We start from the raw sequence: 22,974 nt of genomic DNA on the forward strand, positions 1-22,974 counted from the left end.
GGTGCCGGCCGGCGCGGTCAGTTGGCCCGGCCGAGGTAGCGGCCGTCGCGGGTGTCGACCTTGAGCCGGTCGCCGGTGTTGACGAACAGCGGCACCTGGATCTGCGCGCCGGTCTCCAGGGTGGCCGGCTTCGTGCCGCCGGTGGAGCGGTCGCCCTGCAGGCCCGGGTCGGTGTGCTCGACGACGAGCTCGAGGGTCACCGGCAGCTCGACGTAGAGCGGGGTGCCCTCGTGGACGGCGACGACGGCCTCGGTGTTCTCCAGCAGGTAGTCCGCCCCGCCGCCCACGGTCTCGGCCTGCACGTGGATCTGGTCGAAGGTCTCCCCGTCCATGAAGACGAAGTCGGTGCCGTCCTTGTACAGGTAGGTCATGTTCCGCTTGTCGACCGTGGCGGTCTCGACCTTGGTGCCGGCGTTGAAGGTCTTGTCCACGACCTTGCCCGAGAGCACGTTCTTCAGCGTCGTCCGCACGAACGCGCCGCCCTTGCCGGGCTTGACGTGCTGGAACTCGGTGACGGACCACAGCTGGCCGTCGAGGTTGAGGACCATGCCGTTCTTGAGGTCGTTGGTGGTAGCCATCTAGAGGACCAGCAGTTCCTTGCTCGTGAGGGTCAACAACTCGGGCGCGTCCGCCGTGACGACGAGCGTGTCCTCGATCCGGACACCGCCGTGGCCGGGGAGGTAGACCCCGGGCTCCACGGTGACGGCCATGCCGGCGGCCAGCCTACCCGCGCCGGACGGGCCGATGGACGGCGCCTCGTGGATCTCCAGGCCCACGCCGTGCCCGAGGCCGTGGGTGAAGTGCTCGGCGTGCCCGGCCGCGGCGACGACGTCGCGGGAGGCGGCGTCCACGGCGACGACGTCGGCGCCGACGGCCAGCGCCGCCCGCCCGGCCGCCTGCGCCGCGGCCACCAGCTCGTAGACCTCCCGCTGCCAGTCGGCGGCGTGCCCGAGGACGACCGTGCGGGTCATGTCGGAGTGGTAGCCGTCGACGGTCGCGCCGAAGTCGAGCTTGAGCAGGTCGCCCTCGCGCAGCACCGTGCGGTCGGGCCGGTGGTGCGGGATGGCGGAGTTGGCGCCCGCGGCCACGATCGTCTCGAACGACGGCGCCTCGGCACCCAGGGTCAGCATCCGCGCGTCGAGCTCGCGGCCGACCTCCAGCTCGGTGCGCCCGGGCCGCAGCGCGCCCTCGGCGGCCAGCTCGGCCAGCGCCTGGTCGGCCACCGCGCAGGCCCGCCGCAGCGCGTCGACCTCGTCGTCGTCCTTGACCGCACGCAGCGCCTCCACCGCCCGGCGCACCGACACCAGCTCGGGCACCGTGCCGCCGTCGGCGGCGTCGGTGAGCACCCGCAGCAGCTGGGCGTGCCCGTCGACGGTGACCTCGTGGCTCTCGTAGCCGATCCGCCCCGCACCCCGCCGCACCGCCTCCTGCGCCAGCGCCGGCACGGTCCCGCGGTCGACCAGCAGCTCGACGTCGGGCACCTGGGCGCCGGCCTGGGTGGTGTAGCGGCCGTCGGTGCCGAACAGGTCCCCGCCCCCGGACGAGCTGCCGTCGGTGCGCAGCAGCAGCGCGCCGTTGGAGCCGGTGAACCCGGTCAGGTAGCGGACGTTGAGCAGGTTGGTGACCAGGACGGCGTCCAGACCCTGCTCGGCCGCCGTCACCCGCAGCCGGTCGCGGCGCCCGGCCTCCCGGGTCACTTCGCGCCCCGCAGCGAGAGCCACTGCAGCGCCAGCACGTAGCCCTCGATGCCGAGCCCCGCGATGACGCCGTCGGCCACCGCGGAGACGTAGGAGTGGTGGCGGAAGGCCTCGCGCCTGTGGACGTTGCTGATGTGCACCTCGACGAGCGGGGTGCCCAGCGCGGCGAGCGCGTCGTGCAGCGCGACGGAGGTGTGCGACCACGCCGCCGGGTTGACCACGACCGGGTCCCCGGCGTCGGTGGCCTCGTGGACCCAGCGCAGCATCTCGGCCTCGTCGTCGGTCTGCCGGACCCGCACCTCCATCCCGAGCTCGTGCCCGGCCTTCTCGAGCAGCTCGACGAGCTGCGCGTACGTCGTCGTCCCGTAGACCTCGGGCTCGCGGGTGCCGAGCCGGCCGAGGTTGGGGCCGTTCAGGACCTGGACCGTCACGCGTCCTCCACAACTGCGGCCCACGCCGCGTCCAGCCACGCCGGATCGGGGTCGGTGAGGATCCCCGGGCTGCCGATCCCGTCGAGGACGACGAAGCGCAGCGTCGCCCCGCGGGCCTTCTTGTCCACCCGCATCACCGCCTGCAGCGCCGCCCAGTCGCCGCGGTAGCGGGTGGGCAGGCCCATGGCGGTGAGCAGCTCGCGGTGCCGGTCGGCCTCGGCGCGCGACAGGCGCCCGGCCTGCACGCCGAGCTCGGCGGCGAAGACCAGCCCGACGGCGACCGCCTCGCCGTGCCGCCAGGCGAAGTCCTCGACCCGCTCGACGGCGTGACCGAGGGTGTGGCCGTAGTTGAGGAACTCTCGGACGCCGGTGTCGAACAGGTCCTGGGCGACCGCCTCGGCCTTCACCGCCACGCTGCGCTCGACGAGCTCCGCGGTGTCGCGGCGGCCGGTCGGGTCGGCCTCGAGCAGGTCGAGGATCGCCGCGTCGGCGATGAACCCGCACTTGACCACCTCGGCCAGGCCGGCACGGAACTCCGCCTCGGGCAGCCCGGCGAGGACGTCGGTGTCGGCGAGCACGCCCGCGGGCGGGTGGAAGGCGCCGACCAGGTTCTTGCCCGCGCCGGTGTTGATGCCGGTCTTGCCGCCGACCGCGGCGTCGACCATGCCGAGCACGCTGGTCGGCAGGTGCACGACGCGCACGCCGCGCACCCAGGTGGCGGCGAGGAAGCCGGCCAGGTCGGTGACCGCTCCCCCGCCGACCCCGACCACGGCGTCGGAGCGGGTCAGCCCCAGCCGGCCGAACTCCTCCCACGCGGCTGCGGCGACCGCGGCGGTCTTGGCCGCCTCCCCGTCCGGGACGACGACGGCCTCGGCGGCCACCCCGGCGGTCTGCAGCGTCTCGACCGCGGCGCCGGCCAGCGCGGCCAGCGGCGGGGCGTGCACGACGGCGGCCTTCGGCGTGCCGGCCAGCAACACGCCGAGCTCGGCCTGCGCACCGGGGCCGATGACCACCTCGTAGGGCCGCTCCCCGGCGACGGTCACCCGCCTCACCGGCCGGCTCCCGCGGGCAGCGCGGCCAGCACGTCGGCGACGACGTCGTCCGGGGTGCGGTCGCTGGTGGGGACGACGGCGGTGGCCACCTCGGCGTAGAGCGGGGCGCGCTGCTCGAGCAGGGTGCGCAGCACCGCCCGCGGGTTGACCGCCAGCAGCGGGCGGTCGCGGGACAGCCCGGCGCGCCGGGCAGCCGAGGGGACGTCGACGTCGAGGTGCACGACGGTGCCGCCGGCGCGGCCGTAATCGACCAGCAGCGCGCGGCTGGCCGGGCTGAGCACCGCGCCGCCGCCGAGGGCGAGGACACCGTCGTGCTCCCCGAGTGCGCGGGCCACCGCCTGCTCCTCCAGCGCCCGGAAGTGCGCCTCGCCGTGGGTGACGAACAGGTCGGCGACGGGCGCGCCGGCCGCGGCCTCGACGTCGGCGTCGGTGTCGCGGAAGGCCAGGCCGAGCGCGGCCGCCACCGCCGTCCCGACGGTCGTCTTGCCCGACGCCGGCGGGCCGACCAGGACCAGGGCGGGTGCGGTCACCGGTACGGGAGCGCGTCGAGGTAGGCCCGCGCGTTGCGGGCGGTCTCGCTCACCGAGTCGCCGCCGAACTTCTCCAGCGCGGCGTCGGCGAGCACCAGGGCGACCATCGCCTCCATCACCACCGAGCCGCGCGGCACCGCGCAGGCGTCGCTGCGCTGGTTGATGGCCACGGCGGCGTCCCCGGTGGCGACGTCGACGGTGGCCAGCGCCCGCGGCACGGTGGAGATCGGCTTCATCGCGGCGCGCACCCGCAGCACCTCGCCGTTGGTCATGCCGCCCTCGATGCCGCCGGCGCGGTCGGTGACCCGCCGCAGCCGGCCGTCGTCGCTGACGATCTCGTCGTGGGCGACCGAGCCGCGACGGCGGGCGGTCTCCAGGCCGTCGCCGACCTCGACCGCCTTGACCGACTGGACGCCCATGAGCGCGGCGGCCAGGCGGGAGTCCAGCCGGCGGTCCCAGTGCACGTGGCTGCCCAGGCCCGGCGGCAGCCCGTGGACGACGACCTCGACGACGCCGCCGAGAGTGTCGCCGTTCTTCCGCGCGTCGTCGACCTCGGCGACCATGACCGCGCTGGTGGCGGGGTCGGCGCAGCGGACCGGGTCCTCGTCGATGCGCGGGTTGTCCTGCGGGCCGGGCAGCACGCCGTCGGGGACGGTGACCGGGCCGATGCCGACGACGTGGCTGACCACCTCCACGCCGAGGGTCTGGCGGAGGAAGGCCCGCGCGATCGCGCCGAGCGCCACGCGGGCAGCGGTCTCGCGGGCGCTGGCCCGCTCGAGCACCGGCCGGGCGTCGTCGAAGCCGTACTTCTGCATGCCGGCGAGGTCGGCGTGCCCGGGCCGCGGGCGGGTCAGCGGGGCGTTGCGCGCCTGCCCGGCGAGCACCTCGGGGTCGACCGGGTCGGCCGACATGACCGTCGTCCACTTCGGCCACTCGGTGTTGCCGACCTGCACCGCGATCGGGCCGCCCATGGTCAGCCCGTGCCGGACCCCGCCGGTGAGGGTGACGACGTCCTGCTCGAAGGACATCCGCGCGCCGCGGCCGTGGCCGAGCCGGCGGCGGGCGAGGTCGGCGTCGAGGTCGGCGGTCTGCACCCGCACGCCGGCGGGCAGGCCCTCGAGGATGGCGGTGAGCTGCTGGCCGTGCGACTCACCGGCGGTCAGCCAGCGCAACATGCCCCGGATTCTGCCAGCCGGGGGCCCGCGACCCGTCCGGGGCGTGGTGCGCGGGGGCGTGCGCCACGAGCAGGGTCCCTGAACGTGCGGCGTCCACCCACAGGGTGGGAGGTGCGGGAGGACGCCCGACGATCAGGGACCCTGATCCCCGCGCGGGGGGCGGCTCAGCCCAGCGGGCCCTCCACGAGCAGGGCGAGGGCGGCGCCGAGCAGCAGCGGCGGGCCGAACGGCACCGGCGTGCGCCACCCGGCCCGCCGCGTGGCCACCAGCACCAGCGAGACCGTGGCACCGGCGAGCAGGCCGAGGAACACGCCGGCCAGCAGCACCCCCCACCCGGCCCAGCCGAGCAGCAGGCCGAGCAGCGCGAGCAGCTTGACGTCGCCGAGGCCCAGGCCCGACGGCCCGGCCAGCGCGGCGGCCAGCGCGATGCCCCCGGCCAGGGCGGCGGCGAGCAGCGCGCGCAGCAGCGCCGGCCAGGTGCCCATCAGCACCGCGTCCGCCAGCAGCGCGACCGCCCCCACGGCGGTGGCCGGGTAGGTCACCCGGTCGGGCAGCCGGTGGACGGTCAGGTCGACCTGCGCGAGGACGACGGCGGCACCGGCCGCCCAGGCGTAGGCGAGCCCGGCCGGGCGGGCGCCGGTGAGCAGCACCGCGCCGCACAGCAGTCCGCCCAGCACGCCGGCCGAGGCGGCCGTGCGGGCCGGCGCGGCACGGGCGACGGGGTCGCGGGTGGCCAGCCGGACGGCGGTGCGGGCCAGCAGAGGGCCGGCGACGGCAGCGGTCAGCAGCGCCAGCGCGAGCAGCGGCCCGCGCGGGAGGACGTCGTCCACTCCGGTCAGCGGGCGTCCAGGGCGGCGCGCATGGCGCCCAGCGGCGCGGGCCGCCCGGTCATCAGCTCCACCTGGACGGTGGCCTGCCAGAACAGCACCTCGAGGCCGCCGACGACGGTGGCGCCGGCCGCCTCCGCCTGCGCCGCGAGCGGCGTGGGCCACGGCGCGTAGAGGACGTCGAGCAGCGTCTGCCCACCGCGCCACTGCAGGCCGGCGAGGTCGCGGTGCGCGCCGATGGGCACGGTGCTGACGACCACCGGCGCCTCGACCGGGCCGGCCGCGATCCGCCGGACGACGGCCTCGACGCCGAGCGCGCCGAGCACCCGTTCGACGTCGGCGGCCCGGGACGGCTCGCGGACGAGGACGTCGACCGACTCGGCGCCGAGCTCGGCCAGCGCCACGGCCGCGGCGGCCGCCGTCCCCCCGCCGCCGACGACCGCCGCGTGCGCGACCCGCTCGACGCCGCCGACCTGCAGGGCCATCCCGACCCCGTGGACATCGGTGTTCTCCGCCCGCCAGCCCGACCCGGTGTGCACGAGGGTGTTGGCCGCGCCGAGCAGCCGCGGCAGCGGCTCGACGTCGTCGGCGGCGGCGACGGCGGCCTGCTTGTTCGGCATGGTCACCGAGAAGCCGCGCCACTCCGGCCCCAGCCCGGCGAGCAGGACCGGCAGGTCCTCGGGGCCGAGGTCGAGCGCGTCGTAGGTCCACCCGGTCAGGCCGAGCGCGGCGTAGGCCGCGCGGTGCAGCAGCGGCGACAGCGAGTGCCCGACCGGGCGGCCGAGGACGGCCGCCCGGCCGGCGGGACCAGCGGCGGGCACCGGCCGGTCAGCCACCGCACCCGAGGCCGGCGTCGGCGCAGCGCTGCCGGGCGGCCACGAACTCGTCGTAGCTGGCGGTGAAGAAGTGCCGGCCGTCCTGCGACTCCAGGACGTAGTACAGGAGGTCACCGGTGCTCGGGGCGAGCGCCGCCTCCAGCGAGGCCTCACCCGGCGCGCTGATCGGCGTGGGCGGCAGACCCGCCCGGGTGCGGGTGTTGTACGGGCTGTCGGTCTGCAGGTCGGTGACGGTGAGCTCGTTGCCGTTCTTCTGCAGGCCGTAGGCGAGGGTGGCGTCGATGCCCAGCGCGATCCCCTGCGCCAGCCGGTTGTAGACCACCTGCGCGACGTTCGGGCGCTCCTCGTCGAGCAGGGTCTCCGACTGCACCATCGAGGCGACGACCACCACGTCGTACACCGAGCGGCCGGCGGCCGCGGCGCGCTGCTCGAGCTGCAGGTCGGCGGCCGTCTCGGTGAACCGGCTGACCATCGCCGACAGCACGTCGGCGGCGGTGGCGTCGGGCTCGACGTCGTAGGTGGCCGGGAACAGGAAGCCCTCGAGCTGCCCGTTGGCGTAGGCCGGCAGGCCCAAGGCGGCGGGGTCGGCCGCGGCGGCCCGGAGGTCCTCGATCGGCAGCCCGGTGGTCTCGGCTATCCGCTGCAGGGTGGCCTCGACGGTGAAGCCCTCGGGCACGGTGACCCGCGAGACCTGCCGGGTGGCCGGGTCGAGCAGCAGGTCGAGGGCGGCGGCACCGCTCATCTGCTCGCGCAGGCTGTAGACGCCGGGCTGGATGCCCATGGCGGCGGGCTGGGTCTCCGCGGCGTCGAGGAACGGCTCGCTGGAGGCGATGACGCCGGCGTCGACGAGCGTGCCGGCGATGTCGCTGAGGGTGTCGCCCTCGCCGACGCGGACCTCGACGGTGCCGGTGCCGGTGCCGGCGTAGTCCTCGGCCTGGGGGTTGACCAGGCCGATCAGCGCCCGGCCGCCGAACACGATGCCGGCGACGAGCCCGGCCAGCACCAGCAGGGCGAGCACGTTGGCCAGCGGCCCGCGGCGGCGCTTGCCGGAGCCGCTGCGCCGGCCCCCGCCGAGCACGGGGTGCTCGTCGGTGTGGTCGTCGGAGTGGACGTCGTAGGCGTCCTCGTGGAGCTCGGGCTCGGGGTGCTCGGGCGCGGCGGCGGCGCGCCGGCCGCGGCGACCCCGGCGGCCGCCGTCCCGGCCACCGGCACCGAGGACGTCGAGGCCGCCGGTGGCCTCGTCGTCCTCGTGCGGGTCGTACGGGGGGTGGTCCTCGGCGGACGGGTCCGTGCCGTAGGCGGCCACGGTGGCGTCGGGGTCGGCGGCGCCCTGCCCGGCCATCCGCGACCAGGCGCTCTTCGGGCGCGGCGGCAGGCCGGCCGCGGGCGGCGCCGGCTGCCCGGTGGGCAGCGGGCCGGTGCGGTCGTCGTCGCCGGGCCCGCCGGGACCGGGCACGCCGTCACCGGGGACGTCGTCGGGCCCGCCACCGGGTACCGAGTGCCGGCCGCTGAGCACGGGTCCGGTCGGGGCCGGGCCCACCGGGAGGTGCGCCGTCGGCGGCTCGTCGACCGGCCGGTTGCCGTACCAGGCGCCGGCCGGGCTCCCCGTGCCGGGGACGTCGTCGGACACCGCGTGCCGGCCCCGCCCCCCGTACGGCGGGACCGGACCGGTCACCGGCACACCTCGCTGGCGCTCGGTGCACCGGCGCCCGCCGGTGCTGCGACCACCCATGACCTCGCGAGCTCGGTCATGAGCGCCCCCGCTGGGAGTCGAGATACGCCTGGAGGATGACCACGGCGGCGGCCTGGTCGATCACCGGGCGCTGGGCGCGGCTGTCGAGCCCGTTCGCCCGCAGGGAGCTGGACGCGGTCACGGTAGAGAGCCTCTCGTCGACGAGGTGCACGGGCACGCTGCCGATGCGCCCGGCGAGTGACCGAGAGTAGGCACGCGCTTCCCGGGCGGAGGCGCCCGACGCACCCGACAGGTGCCTCGGCTCCCCCACGATCACCTCTGTCACCTCGTGTTCGGTCACGAGCGCGGCGATCCGGTCCAGGTCGGACCCGTCCCGGCGGCGCTCGACGGTCTCCAGCGGGCTGGCGAGCGTGCCGGTGGGGTCGGACAGTGCGACGCCGACGCGCACCGTGCCGACGTCGAGACCGAGCCGGCGCCCCTGGCGGGTGCGGCGCGGGGGCAGCGGCAGCCCGGCCGGCAGTCCCTGCGACAGGTCGATCTCGGTCGTCTCGTTGCGCACCGGCGGGAACCCGGCGCGCAGGTCGATCTGCTCGGTGCGGTGGTGCACCGGCTGCGGCGGGGTCTGGCGCGGACGGGCCGGCGGCACGGCCGGGCGGCCCTGCACGCGCCGCTCGCCCACGTCGCCGGTCTCGTCGGGGCGCTGCTCGGGCACTCCGGTCACCTCCCTGCGGCGGTCGCGACCGCCTGTTCGCCGGCCTGGAGGGCGGCGGGGATGCCGCCCGGGTCCGTGCCGCCCCCCTGGGCGACGTCGGCCTTCCCGCCTCCGCGGCCCCCGACCGGGGCCGCTGCCGCCCGCAGCACGTCGTTGGCCGACAGGCCGCGCTCCTGCGCGGCCGGGGTGAGCGCGGCGACGAGAGCCACCTTGCCCCCGGCCTCGGAGGCGAGCAAGACGACACCCGGGCGCTCGCCGAGCCGCCCGCGGACGTCGAGGGCCAGGGTGCGCAGGTCGCCGCCGGAGAGCCCGGCCGGCGCGGCGGTGACGACGGCGATGCCGCCGACGTCCCGCGCGTCGGCGGCCAGCTGACCGGCGGCGGCCTTGTTCTGCGCGGCGCGCAGCTCGGCGATCTCGCGCTCGGCGTCGCGCAGCCGCGACAGGACGCCGCCGACCCGGTCGACCAGGCCGTCGGTGGGCGACTTCAGCAGCTCGCCGAGCTGGCGGACGAGGTCGCGCTCGCGGGCGAGGTAGCGGAAGCCCTCGAGGCCGACGACCGCCTCGACCCGGCGCGCGCCCGACCCGACCGACGACTCGCCGGTCAGCGCCAGCGTGCCGATCTGCGCGCTGCCGGTGACGTGCGTGCCACCGCAGAGCTCGCGCGACCAGGGCCCGCCGATCTCGACGACGCGGACCTTCTCGCCGTAGGTCTCGCCGAACAGCGCCAGCGCGCCGATGGCCTGGGCCTCGGGCAGGGTCATGAACTCCGCCCGCACCCGGTGGTCGGCGCGGACGGCGGCGTTGGCGACGTCCTCGATGTCGTGCCGCTGCTGCAGGGTCAGCGCGCCCTGCCAGGCGAAGTCCAGCCGCAGGTAGCCGGGGCGGTTGTACGACCCGGACTGCAGCGCCTGGGGGCCGAGCACCTGGCGCAGCGCGGCGTGCACCACGTGCGTGCCCGAGTGCGCCTGGCAGGCCGACAGCCGCCACTCGCGGTCGACCTCGGCGGTGAGCTCGGCACCCTCGGCCAGCGCACCCTCGAGCACCCGCACCTGGTGCACGACCAGGCCCTTGACCGGACGCTGCACGTCGAGCACCTCGGCACGGCCGCCGTCCCAGGTGAGCGTGCCGGCGTCGGCGACCTGGCCGCCGGACTCGGCGTAGAACGGCGTGCGGTCGAGGACGACGCGGGTGACCTCGCCCGGCCCGGCGGGGGCGGCCGGCGCGTCCTCCTCACCGAGTTCGCTCACCACGCCGAGCACCCGGGAGTCGGTGCGCAGCGTGTCGTAGGCCCGCCAGTCGGTGGGGCCGTGCTCGGCGAGCAGCCGCCGGTAGGCCAGCACGTCGACCGAGCCGGTGCGCTTGGCGCGGGCGTCGGCGCGGGCGCGGTCGCGCTGCTGCTGCATGAGCGCGCGGAAGCCCGCCTCGTCGACGGTCACGCCCTGCTCGGCGGCCATCTCGAGGGTGACGTCGATCGGGAAGCCGTAGGTGTCGTGCAGGGAGAACGCCTGCTCCCCCGACAGCGACGGCGTGCCGGCGGCCTTGGCCTGCGCCACCGCGGTGTCGAACAGCGCGGTGCCGGAGGTGAGGGTGCGCCGGAACGCCTCCTCCTCGGCGTAGGCGACGGCGCTGATGCGGTCGAAGTCGGTGACCAGCTCGGGGTAGCTCGCGCCCATCGCGTCGCGGGAGACCGGCAGCAGCTCGGGCAGGGTGGCGGCGTCGACGCCGAGCAGCCGCATCGAGCGGACGGCGCGGCGCAGCAGCCGGCGCAGGATGTACCCGCGGCCCTCGTTGCCGGGGGTGACGCCGTCGCCGATGAGCATCAGCCCGCTGCGGACGTGGTCGGCGACGACGCGCAGCCGGACGTCGGTGTCGTGGTCCTTGCCGTAGGTGACGCCGGCGAGCTCGGCGCCGCGGCGCAGCACCGGCGCCACCTCGTCGATCTCGTACATGTTGTCGACGCCCTGCAGCAGGTAGGCGACCCGCTCCAGGCCCATGCCGGTGTCGATGTTCTTCTTCGGCAGCTCGCCGACGATCCGGAAGTCCTCCTTGCTCCGGACGTCGGTGAGCTCGTACTGCATGAAGACGAGGTTCCAGATCTCGAGGAACCGGTCGCCGGCGGTGTCCACCAGGGGCCCGCCGTCGGGGCCGAACTCCGGACCGCGGTCGTAGTAGATCTCCGAGCACGGGCCGCCGGGACCGTCGGCGCCGGTGTGCCAGTAGTTGTCCTTCTTGCCCAGCCGCTGGATGCGGTCCCGCGGCAGGCCCGCGACGCGGTTCCAGGCGTCGGCGGCCTCGTCGTCGTCGAGGTAGACCGTCACCCAGATGCGGTCGGGGTCGAAGCCCAGCCCGCCCTCGGCCACCGGCCCGGTGACCAGGTCCCAGGCGTGCTGGACCGCGCCCTCCTTGAAGTAGTCGCCGAAGGAGAAGTTGCCGTTCATCTGGAAGAACGTGCCGTGGCGGGTGGTCTTCCCCACCTCCTCGATGTCGAGGGTGCGCACGCACTTCTGCACGCTGGTCGCGCGCGGGAACGGCGCCGGCTCGCGGCCGGTGAGGTACGGGATGAAGGGCACCATCCCGGCGACGGTGAACAGCAGCGAGGGGTCGGGCGACACCAGCGAGGCGCTGGGCACGACGGTGTGGCCGCGCTGCTCGAAGTGCTGCAGGAAGCGGCGGCGGATCTCGGCGGTCTGCATGGCCTACTCGGTCCTCGGGGCGGGGGGAGCCCCCGCGGGGTGGGAGCTGCTCAGCGGTCGGCGGCGTGCGCGCCCCGACGCGCGGGCAGCGTGGGCAGCTGGGCCTGGTCGCGCTCGGGCAGCGGCGCGTCGAGGCCGGTGCCGGCGCGCAGTTCCTCCTCGCGCGCGGCGGCCGCGGCGCGCACGTCGGCGCCGAAGTCGCCGATGGCGTCGGCGAGGTCGCGCAGGCCCTCGGCGATCGAGGCGCCGATCCCGGCGGGCGTCATCCTCTCGGCGGCGCGGGACAGCTTGCGGACGACGAGCGCGCCGATGGTGACGCCCATCGCCAGCCAGAACAGCCGGCGCATCAGGCGGCCCGCCGGGCGGCACGGCGCTCGCGGCGCGCGGCCTTGTCGCGGGCGGCGGCCTCGGCGATCGCCTGGCCCTCGCGGCGCTTGCGGGCGGCGCTGCGCACGCCGTAGCTGAACGCGGCGACCTTGATCAGCGGGCTGCCGACGGTGGCGGCCACCACGCTGGTCAGCGCGGCGACGTTGCTCGACACGTTGGCCGCGTTGCCGGTGATGTCGTCGACCCGCTCGAGGTTGCTGTTCACCTGGGCGATCGTCGTCTGGGCCTGGCCGAGGATCGGCCGGCTCTGCTCCCGCACCTGGCGGATGGTCAGCGTCGTCTCGTCCAGGGTGCGCCCGAGCTTCAGCAGCGGGACGGCGAGCAGCACCACCAGCAGCACCAGCGCCAGGGCGGCGATCAGTCCGGCCCACTCTCCTGCGGACACGCGGGGTCTCCTCTTCGTTGCGTCGGCGGCCGGCGTGGTCGGCAACGCCCGGCGTGGCCACAGTAGTCGCGGCCTCCGGCGGTCAGCGGGTGCGCCGGAGGATCGCCCGGAGCTTGACCAGCCGCGCGCCGATGGCGCTCTCCGCGCCGCGGCCGGTGGGCCGGTAGTAGTCGCGTCCGACCAGCGCGTCGGGCGGGTACTGCTGCGGCACGATGCCCTCGGGCGCGTCGTGCGGGTAGACGTAGCCCGTCCCGTGCCCGAGCTTCTTCGCCCCGCCGTAGTGCGCGTCGCGCAGGCCCGGCGGCACCGGCCCGCCGAGCCCCGCCCGCACGTCGGCCACCGACTCGCCGATGGCCACGGTGACCGCGTTGGACTTCGGCGCGGTGGCCAGGTGCACGACGGCGTGGGCCAGTGGGAAGTGGCCCTCGGGCATGCCGATGAAGGCCACCGCCTCGGCCGCGGCGACCGCCGTCTGCAGGGCCGTGGGGTCGGCCATGCCGATGTCCTCGCTGGCGGAGATGACCAGGCGCCGGGCGATGAAGCGCGGGTCCTCCCCCGCCACGACCATCCGCGCCAGGTAGTGCAGCGCGGCGTCGACGTCGCTGCCGCGGATGGACTTGATGAGGGCGCTGGCGACGTCGTAGTGGACGTCGCCCTGCCGGTCGTAGCGAACGGCGGCCTGGGCGACGGCGGTCTCGAGAGTGGCGAGGTCGATCTCGCCCGCGCCCGCGGCCCGCGCGGCGCCGGCGCCGGACTCCAGCGCCGTGAGCGCCTTGCGCCCGTCGCCGCCGGCGATGCGGACCAGGTGCTCCTCGGCGTCGGCGGCCAGCGTCACCGCGCCGTCGAGGCCGCGCTCGCTGGTGAGGGCACGGTGCAGCAGCGTGCGGACGTCGTCGTCGGACAGCGGCTGCAGCGCCAGCACCAGGCTGCGCGAGAGCAGCGGGCTGACGACGGAGAAGAACGGGTTCTCGGTGGTGGCCGCGATCAGGCTGACGATGCGGTCCTCGACCGCGGACAGCAGGGAGTCCTGCTGGGTCTTGGAGAACCGGTGCACCTCGTCGATGAACAGCACGGTGCGCCGGCCGCCGTAGGTGAGCTCGCGCTTGGCGCCCTGGATGACCGCGCGGACCTCCTTGACCCCGGCGTCGAGCGCCGACAGCTGCACGAACTGGCGCTTGGTGGCCAGGGAGATGACGTGCGCGAGCGTGGTCTTGCCGGTGCCGGGCGGGCCGTAGAGCACCAGCGACATCGGCTCGTCGGCCTCGACCAGCCGGCGCAGCGGCGCGCGCGGGCCCAGCAGGTGCGACTGGCCGACGACCTCGTCGAGCGATTGCGGCCGCATCCGCACCGCCAGCGGGGCGCCCGGGTCGACGGTGGCGCCGCCCGCCTCCACCGGCTCGTCGAACAGGCTGGTCACGCTTGGCGACGCTACCCGCGGGGCACGACGGTCCCGTGCAGCAGCGACACATCGGAGACCGGACCGTCAGCGCCATCGGGCTCGGGGCGATGCCCCTGTCCACCCGGAGCGACCGCCCCTCCCGGGAGGACGCCGTCGCCACCGTGCACGCCGCGCTCGACGCGGGCGTGACGCTGGTCGACACCGCCGACGCCTACGCCCTCGACGAGTCCGAGTTCGGGCACAACGAGTCGGTCGTGGCCGAGGCGCTGGCCTCCTACGGTGACGGGGCGCGCGACGTGCTGGTCGCGACCAAGGGCGGGCACACCCGCCGCGGCACCGACTGGGAGCTCGACGGGTCCCCCGCCTACCTGCGGCAGGCGTGCGAGGCCTCGCTGCGGCGCCTGGGCGTCGACGCGATCGGGCTCTACCAGTTCCACCGCCCGGACCCCGCGACGCCGTGGGAGGAGTCGATGGGCGCGCTGCGGCAGCTCGCCGACGACGGCCTGGTGCAGATGGTGGGCATCTCCAACGCCGACGTCGCGCAGATCGACGTCGCCCGGTCGATCGTGGGACCGGCGCTGGTGGCCGTGCAGAACCAGTTCTCGCCGGGGTGGCGGCACTCCGCCGGCGAGATCGCGCACTGCGCCGGGCACGGGCTGGCGTTCCTGCCGTGGAGCCCGTTCGGCGGCGTGTCGTCGGCCGGGTCGCTGGGGTCGGCCGCGCCGGCCTTCGCGGAGGTCGCGCAGGAGCTGGGGGTGTCGGTGTACCGGGTGACCCTGGCCTGGCACCTGGCGCAGGCCGACGTCGTGGTGCCCATCCCCGGGGCGTCGCGGCCGGCGTCGATCCAGGACTCCGCGGCCGCGGCGGACCTGCGGCTGACACCCGAGCAGCTGGCCCGCCTGGACGGCTGAGGAGCATCTCGAGTTGATCATCGGACGTGTGCACGACACTGCCGGGGACACGCCGTCCGCCCGTGCACGCATCGGATGATCACGGCCTGACGCGCCTCCGTACACAGCCCGGAGCGCCGTCCACAGCTGACGGCGCGCCCGCAGCACCGGCGCCGGCCGGCCCGAGCGTGGCCGCATGGAACCCTTGGACCTCGGGTCGAGCTGGACGTGGACGGACGCCCGGCGGCGCGGAGCGACGCGGCGCCAGATCGCGGAAGGCGGCGAGGAGCTCTCCCGTGGCCTGTACCTGTCCCGGGCGGAACCGTCGTCGCTGGCCGTCCGCTGCCGGGCGTGGACCCGGCTGCTCCCACCCGACGCCGCGTTCGGCCTCGAGACGGCCGCTGCCCTGCTCGGCGCACACACTGACCCTCCACCTGAGGTCCAGGTCGTACTGCGACCCCGGCCGGTGCTGCCTCGACGGCGCGGTCTGGCCGTGGCGGTCAGGGACCTGCGCAGCGAGGACGTCGCCGAGCTGGACGGGCTGCGGGTCACCTCCGGCGCCCAGACGTTCCTCGACCTCGCCCCGAGACTCCCGGCCGCCGAGCTGGTCGCGGTCGGCGACGCCCTGCTCCGGACCGGCGCCCTGACCCGTGCAGCACTCGACGGCCGGCTGGTCCGCGCGGACCGTGTCCGCGGGGTGGTGGCGGCCCGGACGTGCGCCGTGTTGCTCGACGGCGGGTCGATGTCCCGTCCGGAGAGCCTGCTGCGCTACTGGCTCGCGACCAGCGATCTGCCCAGCCCGCAGGTGCAGGTGCCCGTCCTCGACCGGTCCGGCCGCGTGGTCGCGCACGCCGACCTGGGCTGGGAGCGGTACCGCGTCGCGGTCGAGTACGAGGGGTGGCAGCACGCCGAGGCCGGCCAGTTCGGCCGGGACGTCGATCGCTACTCGCTCATGACGGCCGGCGGGTGGCTGGTGCTGCGCTTCGCCGCGCGGCACCTGGGTGGACCCGCCGTCGTGGTCGAGCGCTCGCGAGCCGCCCTGGTCGGCCGCGGCTGGCGCCCGGGCGGGCCCGTCACGTGATCATCGGACGTGTGCACGCGACACGCGCGGGCACGCCGCACGACCGTGCACACGTCCGATGATCGACTCGCGGAGCAGGCCGCTCGGTCAGTCGTCGAAGACCAGCGACGGGGTGTCCTGGCGCAGCGTCTCGCCGCGGAAGAACTCCGGGTGCCGCGAGCGCCACACCAGCATGAGCACCGCGCCCAGCACCAGCAGCCCGATCCCGATGACGAACACGCTGCCCAGGCCGAACACCGACGAGCCGCTGCCGTAGGCCGGGTCGAGGGTGTCGATGGCCGTCTGGACGAACACCGCGGTCAGCATCAGCGCGCCCAGCAGGGGCATGACGCCCTTGACCAGGAGGTCCTTGGCGCTGCGGCGCAGCTCGTGGCGGAAGTACCAGACGCAGGCGTAGGCGGTGATCCCGTAGTAGAAGCAGATCATCAGGCCCAGCGCGTAGATCGTGTCGATGAGCACGTTCTCGCTGATCAGCGTCATCCCCACGTAGAACAGCGCCGTCCCGGCACCGGCCACGAGCGTGGCCGTGGACGGGCCGCGGTAGCGCGGGTGCACGTCGGCCAGGCCCTTCGGCAGCGCGCCGTAGGTCGCCATCGCCAGCAGGGTGCGGGTCGGCGGGAGGAACGTGGTCTGCAGCGACGACGCCGAGCTCGCCACGACCGCGAGGAAGAGCAGGAACGCCAGCCCCGGGCCGAGCACCGGCCCGGCGAGCGCGGCGAAGACGTTGTCCCCGGTGTCCGGGTTGCCCAGGCCCGTGCCCTCGGTGCCGATGCCGGCGTACATCTGCACCGCGATCGCCGCGGTCAGGTAGGTGAGCACGATGACGGCGATGGTCACCAGCGCGGCGCGGCCGGGCGTCCGCGCGGAGCCGGTGGTCTCCTCGTTGACCGTCAGGCAGGTGTCCCAGCCCCAGTAGATGAACAGCGACAGCGACAGCCCCGCGGTGAAGGCGCTGAACGAGGAGATCGCGGTCGGGTCGAGCCAGGAGAACTCGAAGGGGATGCCGCCGGGCGCCGAGCCGGACTTGACCAGCGCGAGCACGACGAACAGCAGCAGCACCGCCATCTGGAAGCCCACCAGGGTGTACTGCACCCGCTTGGTGACCTCCACCCCGCGGTAGGTGACCCAGGTGGCCAGGGCGACGAACACGACGCAGGTCAGCACGTTGACCAGCCGGTCGTCGCCCAGCGAGGCGAGGCTCTCCGACCCGGTGATCTCCCCCAGCAGCAGGTAGAAGAAGGAGACCGCGACCCCGGCGAGGTTGGACAGCACGATGATCGTGGCCAGCAGCGCCCCCCAGCCGGCGAGCCAGCCGACGTAGGGGTTGAACGCCTTGGTGGCCCAGGTGAACGACGTGCCGCAGTCCGGCGCCACCCGGTTGAGCTCCCGGTAGCCGTAGGCCACCAGCAGCATCGGGATGAAGCCGACGAGGAAGACGGCCGGCATCTGCAGGCCGACCTCGGTCACCGTGGGGCCGAGCGTCGCGGTGAGCGCGTAGACCGGCGCGATGCTGGAGATCCCCAGGACGACGCTGGCGAGCAGCCCCACCGAGTTGCTCGAGAGCCCCTTGGCCCTCAGGTCCGCCGGTCCGGGCGCCGGCCGCTGGTCCAGGGTCATGCACGTCCTCCTCGTTGCGCCGAACGGCGTGGAGCCAGGCCCGGCCTGTGCGCCGGGTCACAGCGAGAGACGATCGGGTGACCGTCGCGGGAGGGGAAGGGTCCGCGCCGTACACCCGCCGTCCGGGGTGTCGACACTCCGGCACACTGATCGCTGCGTGAGGAGGATGCACGGCGACTGTTTCCGGCGCGTGTCGGCACGCTCGTGACGCATTCCGTCGATCGTCCGCACGGCCCACACCGAGCAGCGGCGGTCCCGGCCGGGGACGCCGCAACGAGCGCTCCGAGGACCCACGATCCCCCGAATCCGTCGCCCGCCCTCCTTGACACCGCGGATCCCGTCGTCAGGATGGACCCGTACGCTGCGGGCACCGCGACCGCACGACCGATCGGACCGCGACACGATGACCCGCTATGGCGCCCAGTACGGGCCCGACGTCACCTACCTCGGCGTCGACCGCTGCGACCTCGACGACCCCGCCAGCTACGCCGACGCCGACGTCGTCGTCCTGGGTGCGCCGTTCGACGGGGGGACGTCGCACCGTCCCGGCACCCGGTTCGGGCCGCACGCCATCCGGACCACCGACTACCTGGGCCACGACGGGTCCCGGCCCAGCCTGGCGCTGCGCACCGACGGGCTGCGCGACCTGCGGGTGGTCGACGCCGGCGACGTCGAGATGTACTCCGGCGACATCGCGACCGCCCTGCCCGCGCTGGAGGCGGCCGTGGAGAAGGTGGCCCGCGCCGGCGCCGTCCCGGTCGTGCTCGGCGGGGACCACTCGATCGCCTTCGCCGACGCGAAGGGCGTGGCCAACGTCCTCGGCCACGGCCGGGTCTCGATGATCCACTTCGACGCGCACGCCGACACCGGCGACATCGAGTTCGGCTCGCTGTGGGGTCACGGCCAGCCCATGCGCCGGCTCATCGAGTCCGGCGCCCTGCGCGGCGACCGGTTCCTGCAGATCGGGCTGCGCGGCTACTGGCCGCCCCCGGAGACGCTGGACTGGATGGCGCGCCAGCGGATGCGCTCCTACGAGATGACCGAGATCGGCCACCGCGGGCTCGAGGCCTGCCTGACCGAGGCGTTCGGCATCGCCACCGACGAGTGCGAGGGCGTGTTCCTGTCTGTCGACATCGACGTCTGCGACCCCGGGCACGCACCCGGCACCGGGACGCCCGAACCGGGCGGGCTGTCGGCGCGCCAGCTGCTCGACTCCGTCCGCCGCACCTGCCTCGAGCTGCCGGTGGTCGGCGTCGACGTCGTCGAGGTGAGCCCGCCCTACGACCACGCCGACATCACCGCCGCCCTCGCCAACCGGGTGGTGCTCGAGGCCCTCTCGGCCATCGCCCGGCGCCGCCGCGACGCCCGCGACGGCACCCGCTGGGACCCCTCCCTCCCCCTCCTCGCCGACCGCCCCCACACCACCCCGGAGACCCAGGCATGACCGCCCACCCCCTCGACCCGCTCAACGCCGACGAGTTCCGCGCCGCCGCCGCGGTGCTGCGCCGCGACCGGGGCGTCGACGAGCGCTGGCGCTTCGCCTCGATCGAGCTCAAGGAACCGGCCAAGGACGTCGTCCGCGCGTTCACCCCGGGCGACACGATCCGGCGCGAGGCCCGGGTCACCTGCTGGAGCCGCGAGGAGGGCACCGCCTACAAGGCCGTCGTGTCCCTCACCGACGACGCCGTGCTCTCGTGGGAGGCGGTGCCCGGCGAGCAGCCCAACATGACCCTCGACGAGTGGCACGAGGCCCACGAGGCGCTCATCCGGCACCCCACCGTCGTCGAGGCGCTCGCCACGCGCGGCATCACCGACCTCGACCTGGTCCTCATCGACACCTGGGCCTACGGCCACTCGCTCATCCCCGAGGGGCTGCGGGACCGGCGGGTGGGCTGGACCGACGTGTGGCGCCGCTCGGTGCCCGGCGGCAACCCCTACGCCAACCCGGTCAACGGGCTGCACTTCGTCGTCGACCTCAACACCATGGAGCTGCTCCGGGTCGAGGACACGCCGCCACCCGGGCCGAACCTCGCCATGGGCGAGTACGCGCCCTCGCTGGTCCCCGGGCTGGTGCCGCGCAGCGACCTGAAGCCGCTGGAGATCACCCAGCCCGAGGGCGTGTCGTTCCGCCTCGACGGCTGCGAGCTGCGCTGGCAGAACTGGACGATGCGGCTGGGCTTCAACCACCGCGAGGGCCTGGTGATCCACCGGGTCGGCTACGACGACGGCACCGGCACCCGGTCGATCGCGCACCGGCTGTCCTTCGCCGAGATGGTGGTCCCCTACCGCGACCCCGGCCCCGACCACTACCGCCGCACCGCGTTCGACATCGGCGAGTGGGGCCTGGGCTTCATGACGACGTCGCTGGAGCTCGGCTGCGACTGCCTGGGCGAGATCACCTACGTCGACGCCGTCCTGCACGACACCCGCGGCGAGCCGTACACGATCAAGAACGCCATCTGCCTGCACGAGGAGGACGACGGCGTGCTGTGGAAGCACGTCGACGAGAAGGCCGGCGCCGAGGTCCGGCGGTCCCGGCGGATGGTGGTCTCGTTCCACGCCACGGTGGCCAACTACGAGTACCTGACCTACTGGCGCTTCTACCAGGACGGCACGATCGAGTGCGAGGTCCGCGCCACCGGGATCATGGTGACCACCTCCTACGCGGACACCCCGCCGCCGTACGGCACGGTCGTCGACGAGCAGACCTACGCGCCGTTCCACCAGCACTTCGTCGTCGCCCGCCTCGACATGGAGGTCGACGGGCCGGAGAACACCGTGCTGGTCTCCGAGAGCGAGGCGGCGCCGATCTCGCCGCAGAACCCCTACGGCCTCGCGGTCGTGCAGCGCACCCGGCCGCTGGAGACCGAGGCCGAGGGCGGCCAGGACCCCGACTGGGCCTCCCAGCGCAGCTGGAAGGTGGTCAACCGCACCCGGACCACCCGGCTGGGCACCCCGCCCGGCTACAAGCTGGTGTCCGGCGCGGGGATCCCGCCGCTGGCCGACCCGTCCTCACCGATCCTGCAGCGGGCCGGCGTCGTCGCGCACCCGCTCTGGGTCACCCGCTACGACGAGGAGGAGCGCTGGCCGGCCGGCGAGTTCTGCAACCAGAGCCGCCGCGACGCCGGGCTGCCGCGGTGGATCGAGGCCGGCCGGCCCATCGCCGACACCGACATCGTGCTCTGGCACGTGTTCGGCATCCACCACGTCACCCGGCCCGAGGACTGGCCGGTCATGCCCGTCGACACGGTGTCCTTCCAGCTCCGGCCGGTGGGCTTCTTCGACCGCAACCCCGCCCTCGACGTGCCGCCGACCGCCGCGCGGCACTGCCACTGACGGGCGCCTCCCCGACGACGCCGGCCACCGGCGTGCCGGTCCGCGGGTCCTAGAGGCCCGCGGCCGGCAGGTCGGGGCGGCGGGTGCCCCAGGCGTAGGTCTGCTTGCGCAGCCCCAGGTAGATGTGCGTCTCGGTGGAGGTCACGCCCTCGACGGCCCGGATGCGGGCCACGGTCCCGAGCAGCTGGTCGTCGTCCTCGGCGACCACCTCGACGAGCAGGTCGGCCGGGCCGGCGGTGACCACCACGTAGACGACCTCGGGCAGCGCGGCGATCGCGTCGCCGACGACGCGCGGGTCGCCGGCGGTCCGCACGGTGACCATCGCCTGGCGGGAGAACCCGACCTGCATCGGGTCGGTCACCGCCACGACCTGCATGACCCCGGCGTCGAGCAGCCGCTGCACCCGCTGGCGGACGGCGGCCTCGGACAGCCCGACGGCGTGGGCCACCCGGGCGTAGGGACGCCGGCCGTCCTGCTGGAGCTGCTCGATGATCGCCCTGGAGACGTCGTCCAGGACGAACTCACGCTCCCGGATCGCCACCGCCCCCTCCCGGCCGCCGCTGTCCCCGCAGCCTAGCGAGGCCGGCGCCCCGGCCCACCCGGGCGGCACCCGTCCGGGTCAGTCCCGCGGCCGCCGGTGCCGCTACGCGGGCGGGTGCAGGGCCAGCCACAGCTCGACCCGGGTGCCGGGTTCGTCGAGGTCGCGGCCGAGCAGGTCCCCCGCCCGCCGCATGCGCTTGCGCAGCGTGTGCCGGTGCACGCCGAGGGCCGCCGCCGCCGGCTCCCACTGCCCGTGGTGGGCCAGCCAGGCCCGCAGCGAGTCGACCAGATCGCCGGCACCGGCGCGGTCGGCGGCCGCCAGCGGCGCCAGCAGCGCGTCGGCGAACGCGCGGGTGGCCGCGGGGTCGAGCAGCGCCGGCAGTCCCTGCCCGGCGAGGCCGGCGAACGAGGTGACCCCGCCGCCGCGCGCCCGGCTGTGCTCCGCGGCCTGCCGGGCCTGGCGCACGCCGTCGGCCAGCCGCCCCCAGGGCACCGGGCCGGAGATCCCGACGGCGGTGTCGGGCACCCGCTCGGGCAGCGCCTCCAACCGCTCGGGTAGCGGCCCGTCGGAGGCGACGAGCAGGACCAGCGCGCCGTCGAGCTCGGCGGAGAAGGACGCCGAGCCGGCGGCGGCCGCGGCGTCGGCGGCCACGTCGACGGCGGCCGCGCGCCGACCGGCGGCGCCGAGGACCACCAGCACCCGCAGCGGCTCGGCGGGCAGCCGCTCCCCCAGCGCGGCGACCGTGTCGGCGACAGCGGCCTCCTCGCCGGCCAGCAGCATCCGCAGCAGGGCCGCCCGCAACGCGGCCATGGCGCTGTCGAGCCCGCGCGACTGCTCCAGGCGGAGGGTCAGCAGGCCGACCGCGGTGTTGACCACGTGCCGGTCGGCCGCGCCCACGGGCCCGGGCCGGCCCACCGCCAGGAAGCCCCGCGTGCGCCGCTCGGTGCCCAGCGACTGCAGCAGCACCGTCTCCCCCGGCCCGGACAGCGCCGCGCTCGCCGGCGCGCGCACCGACCGCAGCCGGTCCAGCTCCGGCGCGAGGGCCGCGGCCCGCTCGGCCGCCGACGGCGGGACCGCCTCCAGCACGGTGCCGGCGGTGTCGAGGAGCAGCACCCAGCCGGCGACCTGCCGGGCCAGCCGCTGCAGCAGCGGGGCCGGCGAGCCGGGCGCCAGCGCGGCCCGGGTCAGCTCCTGCTGCGCGGCCGCCGCCCGGGCCACGGCCGCGTACTCGTCGGCGGCCAGCGCGGCCGAGACGGTGCGGGACAGCGCGATGAACGGCGTCCGCCGGGGCACCTCGAGCAGCGCCAGCCCGGCGCCCTCGGCGGCGGCCACCAGCTCGGCGGGGACGGCGTCCACCCCCAGCCCGGTGCCCAGGCCCAGCCCGACGACGCCGGCCGCGGCCAGCCGCGAGACGTACGGGCCGACGGGCTCCTCGCGCAGCGCCAGGCCGGTGGTCAGCAGCAGCTCCCCGCCCTCGAGGAACGGCGTCGGGTCGGCCAGCTCGCTGACGTGCACCCAGGACACCGGCCGGTCCACCCCACCCCCTGGCGTGTGCAGCACGAGGTCGAGCGCCGGGTCGGCGACCAGGTCGGCGACGGTGACCGGCACGGAGGACTCCTGACAGAGTGGACATCCGCGCCCCCACGACGCGCCGGTGTGGACGGTACCGCCGGTGTGGCGGGCGTCCCACAC

Annotated in this window: 21 protein-coding genes; 4 read left to right on the forward strand and 17 right to left on the reverse strand. The window is 75.5% G+C overall.

Features of this window, described 5'->3' with window-relative positions; all coding sequences use genetic code 11:
• Positions 1-17: 17 nt before the first annotated feature.
• The 14 genes from efp to ACI79O_RS11545 form a co-directional block, all read right to left on the reverse strand.
• The gene (gene efp, locus ACI79O_RS11480; protein ID WP_456914190.1) at positions 18-578 is read right to left on the reverse strand and encodes an elongation factor P; all 561 of its coding nucleotides are present in this window, start codon (positions 576-578) and stop codon (positions 18-20) included.
• Positions 579-1,697 (reverse strand): M24 family metallopeptidase, encoded by a 1,119-nt coding sequence (locus tag ACI79O_RS11485; RefSeq protein ID WP_456914191.1) that lies wholly within the window; start codon positions 1,695-1,697, stop codon positions 579-581.
• Positions 1,694-2,128: a type II 3-dehydroquinate dehydratase gene (gene aroQ, locus ACI79O_RS11490; RefSeq protein ID WP_456914192.1), complete on the reverse strand. Its 435-nt coding sequence runs from the start codon at positions 2,126-2,128 to the stop codon at positions 1,694-1,696. Before aroQ ends, ACI79O_RS11485 begins: the two co-directional genes overlap by 4 nt.
• Positions 2,125-3,180, reverse strand: coding sequence for a 3-dehydroquinate synthase (gene aroB, locus ACI79O_RS11495; RefSeq protein WP_456914193.1), 1,056 nt, complete (start codon positions 3,178-3,180; stop codon positions 2,125-2,127). Before aroB ends, aroQ begins: the two co-directional genes overlap by 4 nt.
• On the reverse strand, positions 3,177-3,710 hold the full coding sequence (locus ACI79O_RS11500) for a shikimate kinase (RefSeq protein WP_456876581.1): 534 nt from the start codon (positions 3,708-3,710) through the stop codon (positions 3,177-3,179). Before ACI79O_RS11500 ends, aroB begins: the two co-directional genes overlap by 4 nt.
• A complete protein-coding gene (gene aroC / locus ACI79O_RS11505; protein WP_456888223.1) occupies positions 3,707-4,885 on the reverse strand; it encodes a chorismate synthase in 1,179 nt (392 codons plus the stop codon). Before aroC ends, ACI79O_RS11500 begins: the two co-directional genes overlap by 4 nt.
• A gap of 164 nt (positions 4,886-5,049) precedes the next feature.
• Positions 5,050-5,715 carry a prepilin peptidase gene (locus ACI79O_RS11510; protein ID WP_456888221.1) on the reverse strand — a complete coding sequence of 222 codons (666 nt, stop codon included), beginning with the start codon at positions 5,713-5,715 and terminating at the stop codon, positions 5,050-5,052.
• A 5-nt stretch (positions 5,716-5,720) separates the two neighbouring features.
• The gene (locus tag ACI79O_RS11515; RefSeq protein ID WP_456888218.1) at positions 5,721-6,548 is read right to left on the reverse strand and encodes a shikimate dehydrogenase; all 828 of its coding nucleotides are present in this window, start codon (positions 6,546-6,548) and stop codon (positions 5,721-5,723) included.
• Complete coding sequence (mltG, locus tag ACI79O_RS11520; RefSeq protein WP_456888216.1) at positions 6,541-8,223, reverse strand: endolytic transglycosylase MltG; 1,683 nt, start codon at positions 8,221-8,223, stop codon at positions 6,541-6,543. Before mltG ends, ACI79O_RS11515 begins: the two co-directional genes overlap by 8 nt.
• A 73-nt stretch (positions 8,224-8,296) precedes the next feature.
• Positions 8,297-8,953 (reverse strand): Holliday junction resolvase RuvX, encoded by a 657-nt coding sequence (gene ruvX, locus ACI79O_RS11525; RefSeq protein WP_456888214.1) that lies wholly within the window; start codon positions 8,951-8,953, stop codon positions 8,297-8,299.
• Between the two features lie 5 nt (positions 8,954-8,958).
• A complete protein-coding gene (gene alaS, locus ACI79O_RS11530; RefSeq protein WP_456914194.1) occupies positions 8,959-11,646 on the reverse strand; it encodes an alanine--tRNA ligase in 2,688 nt (895 codons plus the stop codon).
• A gap of 50 nt (positions 11,647-11,696) precedes the next feature.
• Entirely contained in the window at positions 11,697-11,993 is a 297-nt protein-coding gene (locus tag ACI79O_RS11535; protein ID WP_456876896.1) for a hypothetical protein, read from the reverse strand.
• Complete coding sequence (locus tag ACI79O_RS11540; protein ID WP_456876895.1) at positions 11,993-12,418, reverse strand: DUF948 domain-containing protein; 426 nt, start codon at positions 12,416-12,418, stop codon at positions 11,993-11,995. The genes ACI79O_RS11535 and ACI79O_RS11540 overlap by 1 nt, the downstream gene beginning before the upstream one ends.
• Positions 12,419-12,500: 82 nt before the next feature.
• Complete coding sequence (locus tag ACI79O_RS11545) at positions 12,501-13,835, reverse strand: replication-associated recombination protein A (protein WP_456888211.1); 1,335 nt, start codon at positions 13,833-13,835, stop codon at positions 12,501-12,503.
• Positions 13,836-13,870: 35 nt separating this feature from the next.
• Here ACI79O_RS11545 and ACI79O_RS11550 point away from each other — a divergent pair, with 35 nt between their 5' ends.
• Together ACI79O_RS11550 and ACI79O_RS11555 are read left to right on the forward strand one after the other, a co-directional pair.
• Positions 13,871-14,728 carry an aldo/keto reductase gene (locus ACI79O_RS11550; RefSeq protein WP_456888210.1) on the forward strand — a complete coding sequence of 286 codons (858 nt, stop codon included), beginning with the start codon at positions 13,871-13,873 and terminating at the stop codon, positions 14,726-14,728.
• A 175-nt stretch (positions 14,729-14,903) separates the two neighbouring features.
• Positions 14,904-15,788: an endonuclease domain-containing protein gene (locus ACI79O_RS11555; protein WP_456914195.1), complete on the forward strand. Its 885-nt coding sequence runs from the start codon at positions 14,904-14,906 to the stop codon at positions 15,786-15,788.
• An 87-nt stretch (positions 15,789-15,875) separates the two neighbouring features.
• On the opposite strand, the gene ACI79O_RS11560 is transcribed toward ACI79O_RS11555, so the two are convergent.
• Positions 15,876-17,405: an APC family permease gene (locus ACI79O_RS11560; protein ID WP_456888206.1), complete on the reverse strand. Its 1,530-nt coding sequence runs from the start codon at positions 17,403-17,405 to the stop codon at positions 15,876-15,878.
• 403 nt (positions 17,406-17,808) lie between these two features.
• On the opposite strand from ACI79O_RS11560, the gene speB reads away from it, so the two are divergent.
• Together speB and ACI79O_RS11570 are read left to right on the forward strand one after the other, a co-directional pair.
• Positions 17,809-18,849, forward strand: coding sequence for an agmatinase (speB, locus tag ACI79O_RS11565; RefSeq protein ID WP_456914196.1), 1,041 nt, complete (start codon positions 17,809-17,811; stop codon positions 18,847-18,849).
• Entirely contained in the window at positions 18,846-20,741 is a 1,896-nt protein-coding gene (locus ACI79O_RS11570) for a primary-amine oxidase (protein WP_456914197.1), read from the forward strand. The genes speB and ACI79O_RS11570 overlap by 4 nt, the downstream gene beginning before the upstream one ends.
• Before the next feature lie 49 nt (positions 20,742-20,790).
• On the opposite strand, the gene ACI79O_RS11575 is transcribed toward ACI79O_RS11570, so the two are convergent.
• Both ACI79O_RS11575 and ACI79O_RS11580 read right to left on the reverse strand, forming a co-directional pair.
• On the reverse strand, positions 20,791-21,282 hold the full coding sequence (locus tag ACI79O_RS11575) for an Lrp/AsnC family transcriptional regulator (protein WP_456888202.1): 492 nt from the start codon (positions 21,280-21,282) through the stop codon (positions 20,791-20,793).
• A gap of 102 nt (positions 21,283-21,384) precedes the next feature.
• Positions 21,385-22,890 (reverse strand): PucR family transcriptional regulator ligand-binding domain-containing protein, encoded by a 1,506-nt coding sequence (locus ACI79O_RS11580; protein WP_456914198.1) that lies wholly within the window; start codon positions 22,888-22,890, stop codon positions 21,385-21,387.
• Between the last annotated feature and the right edge of the window lie 84 nt (positions 22,891-22,974).

It is taken from the genome of Geodermatophilus sp. SYSU D00696 (assembly GCF_054050235.1).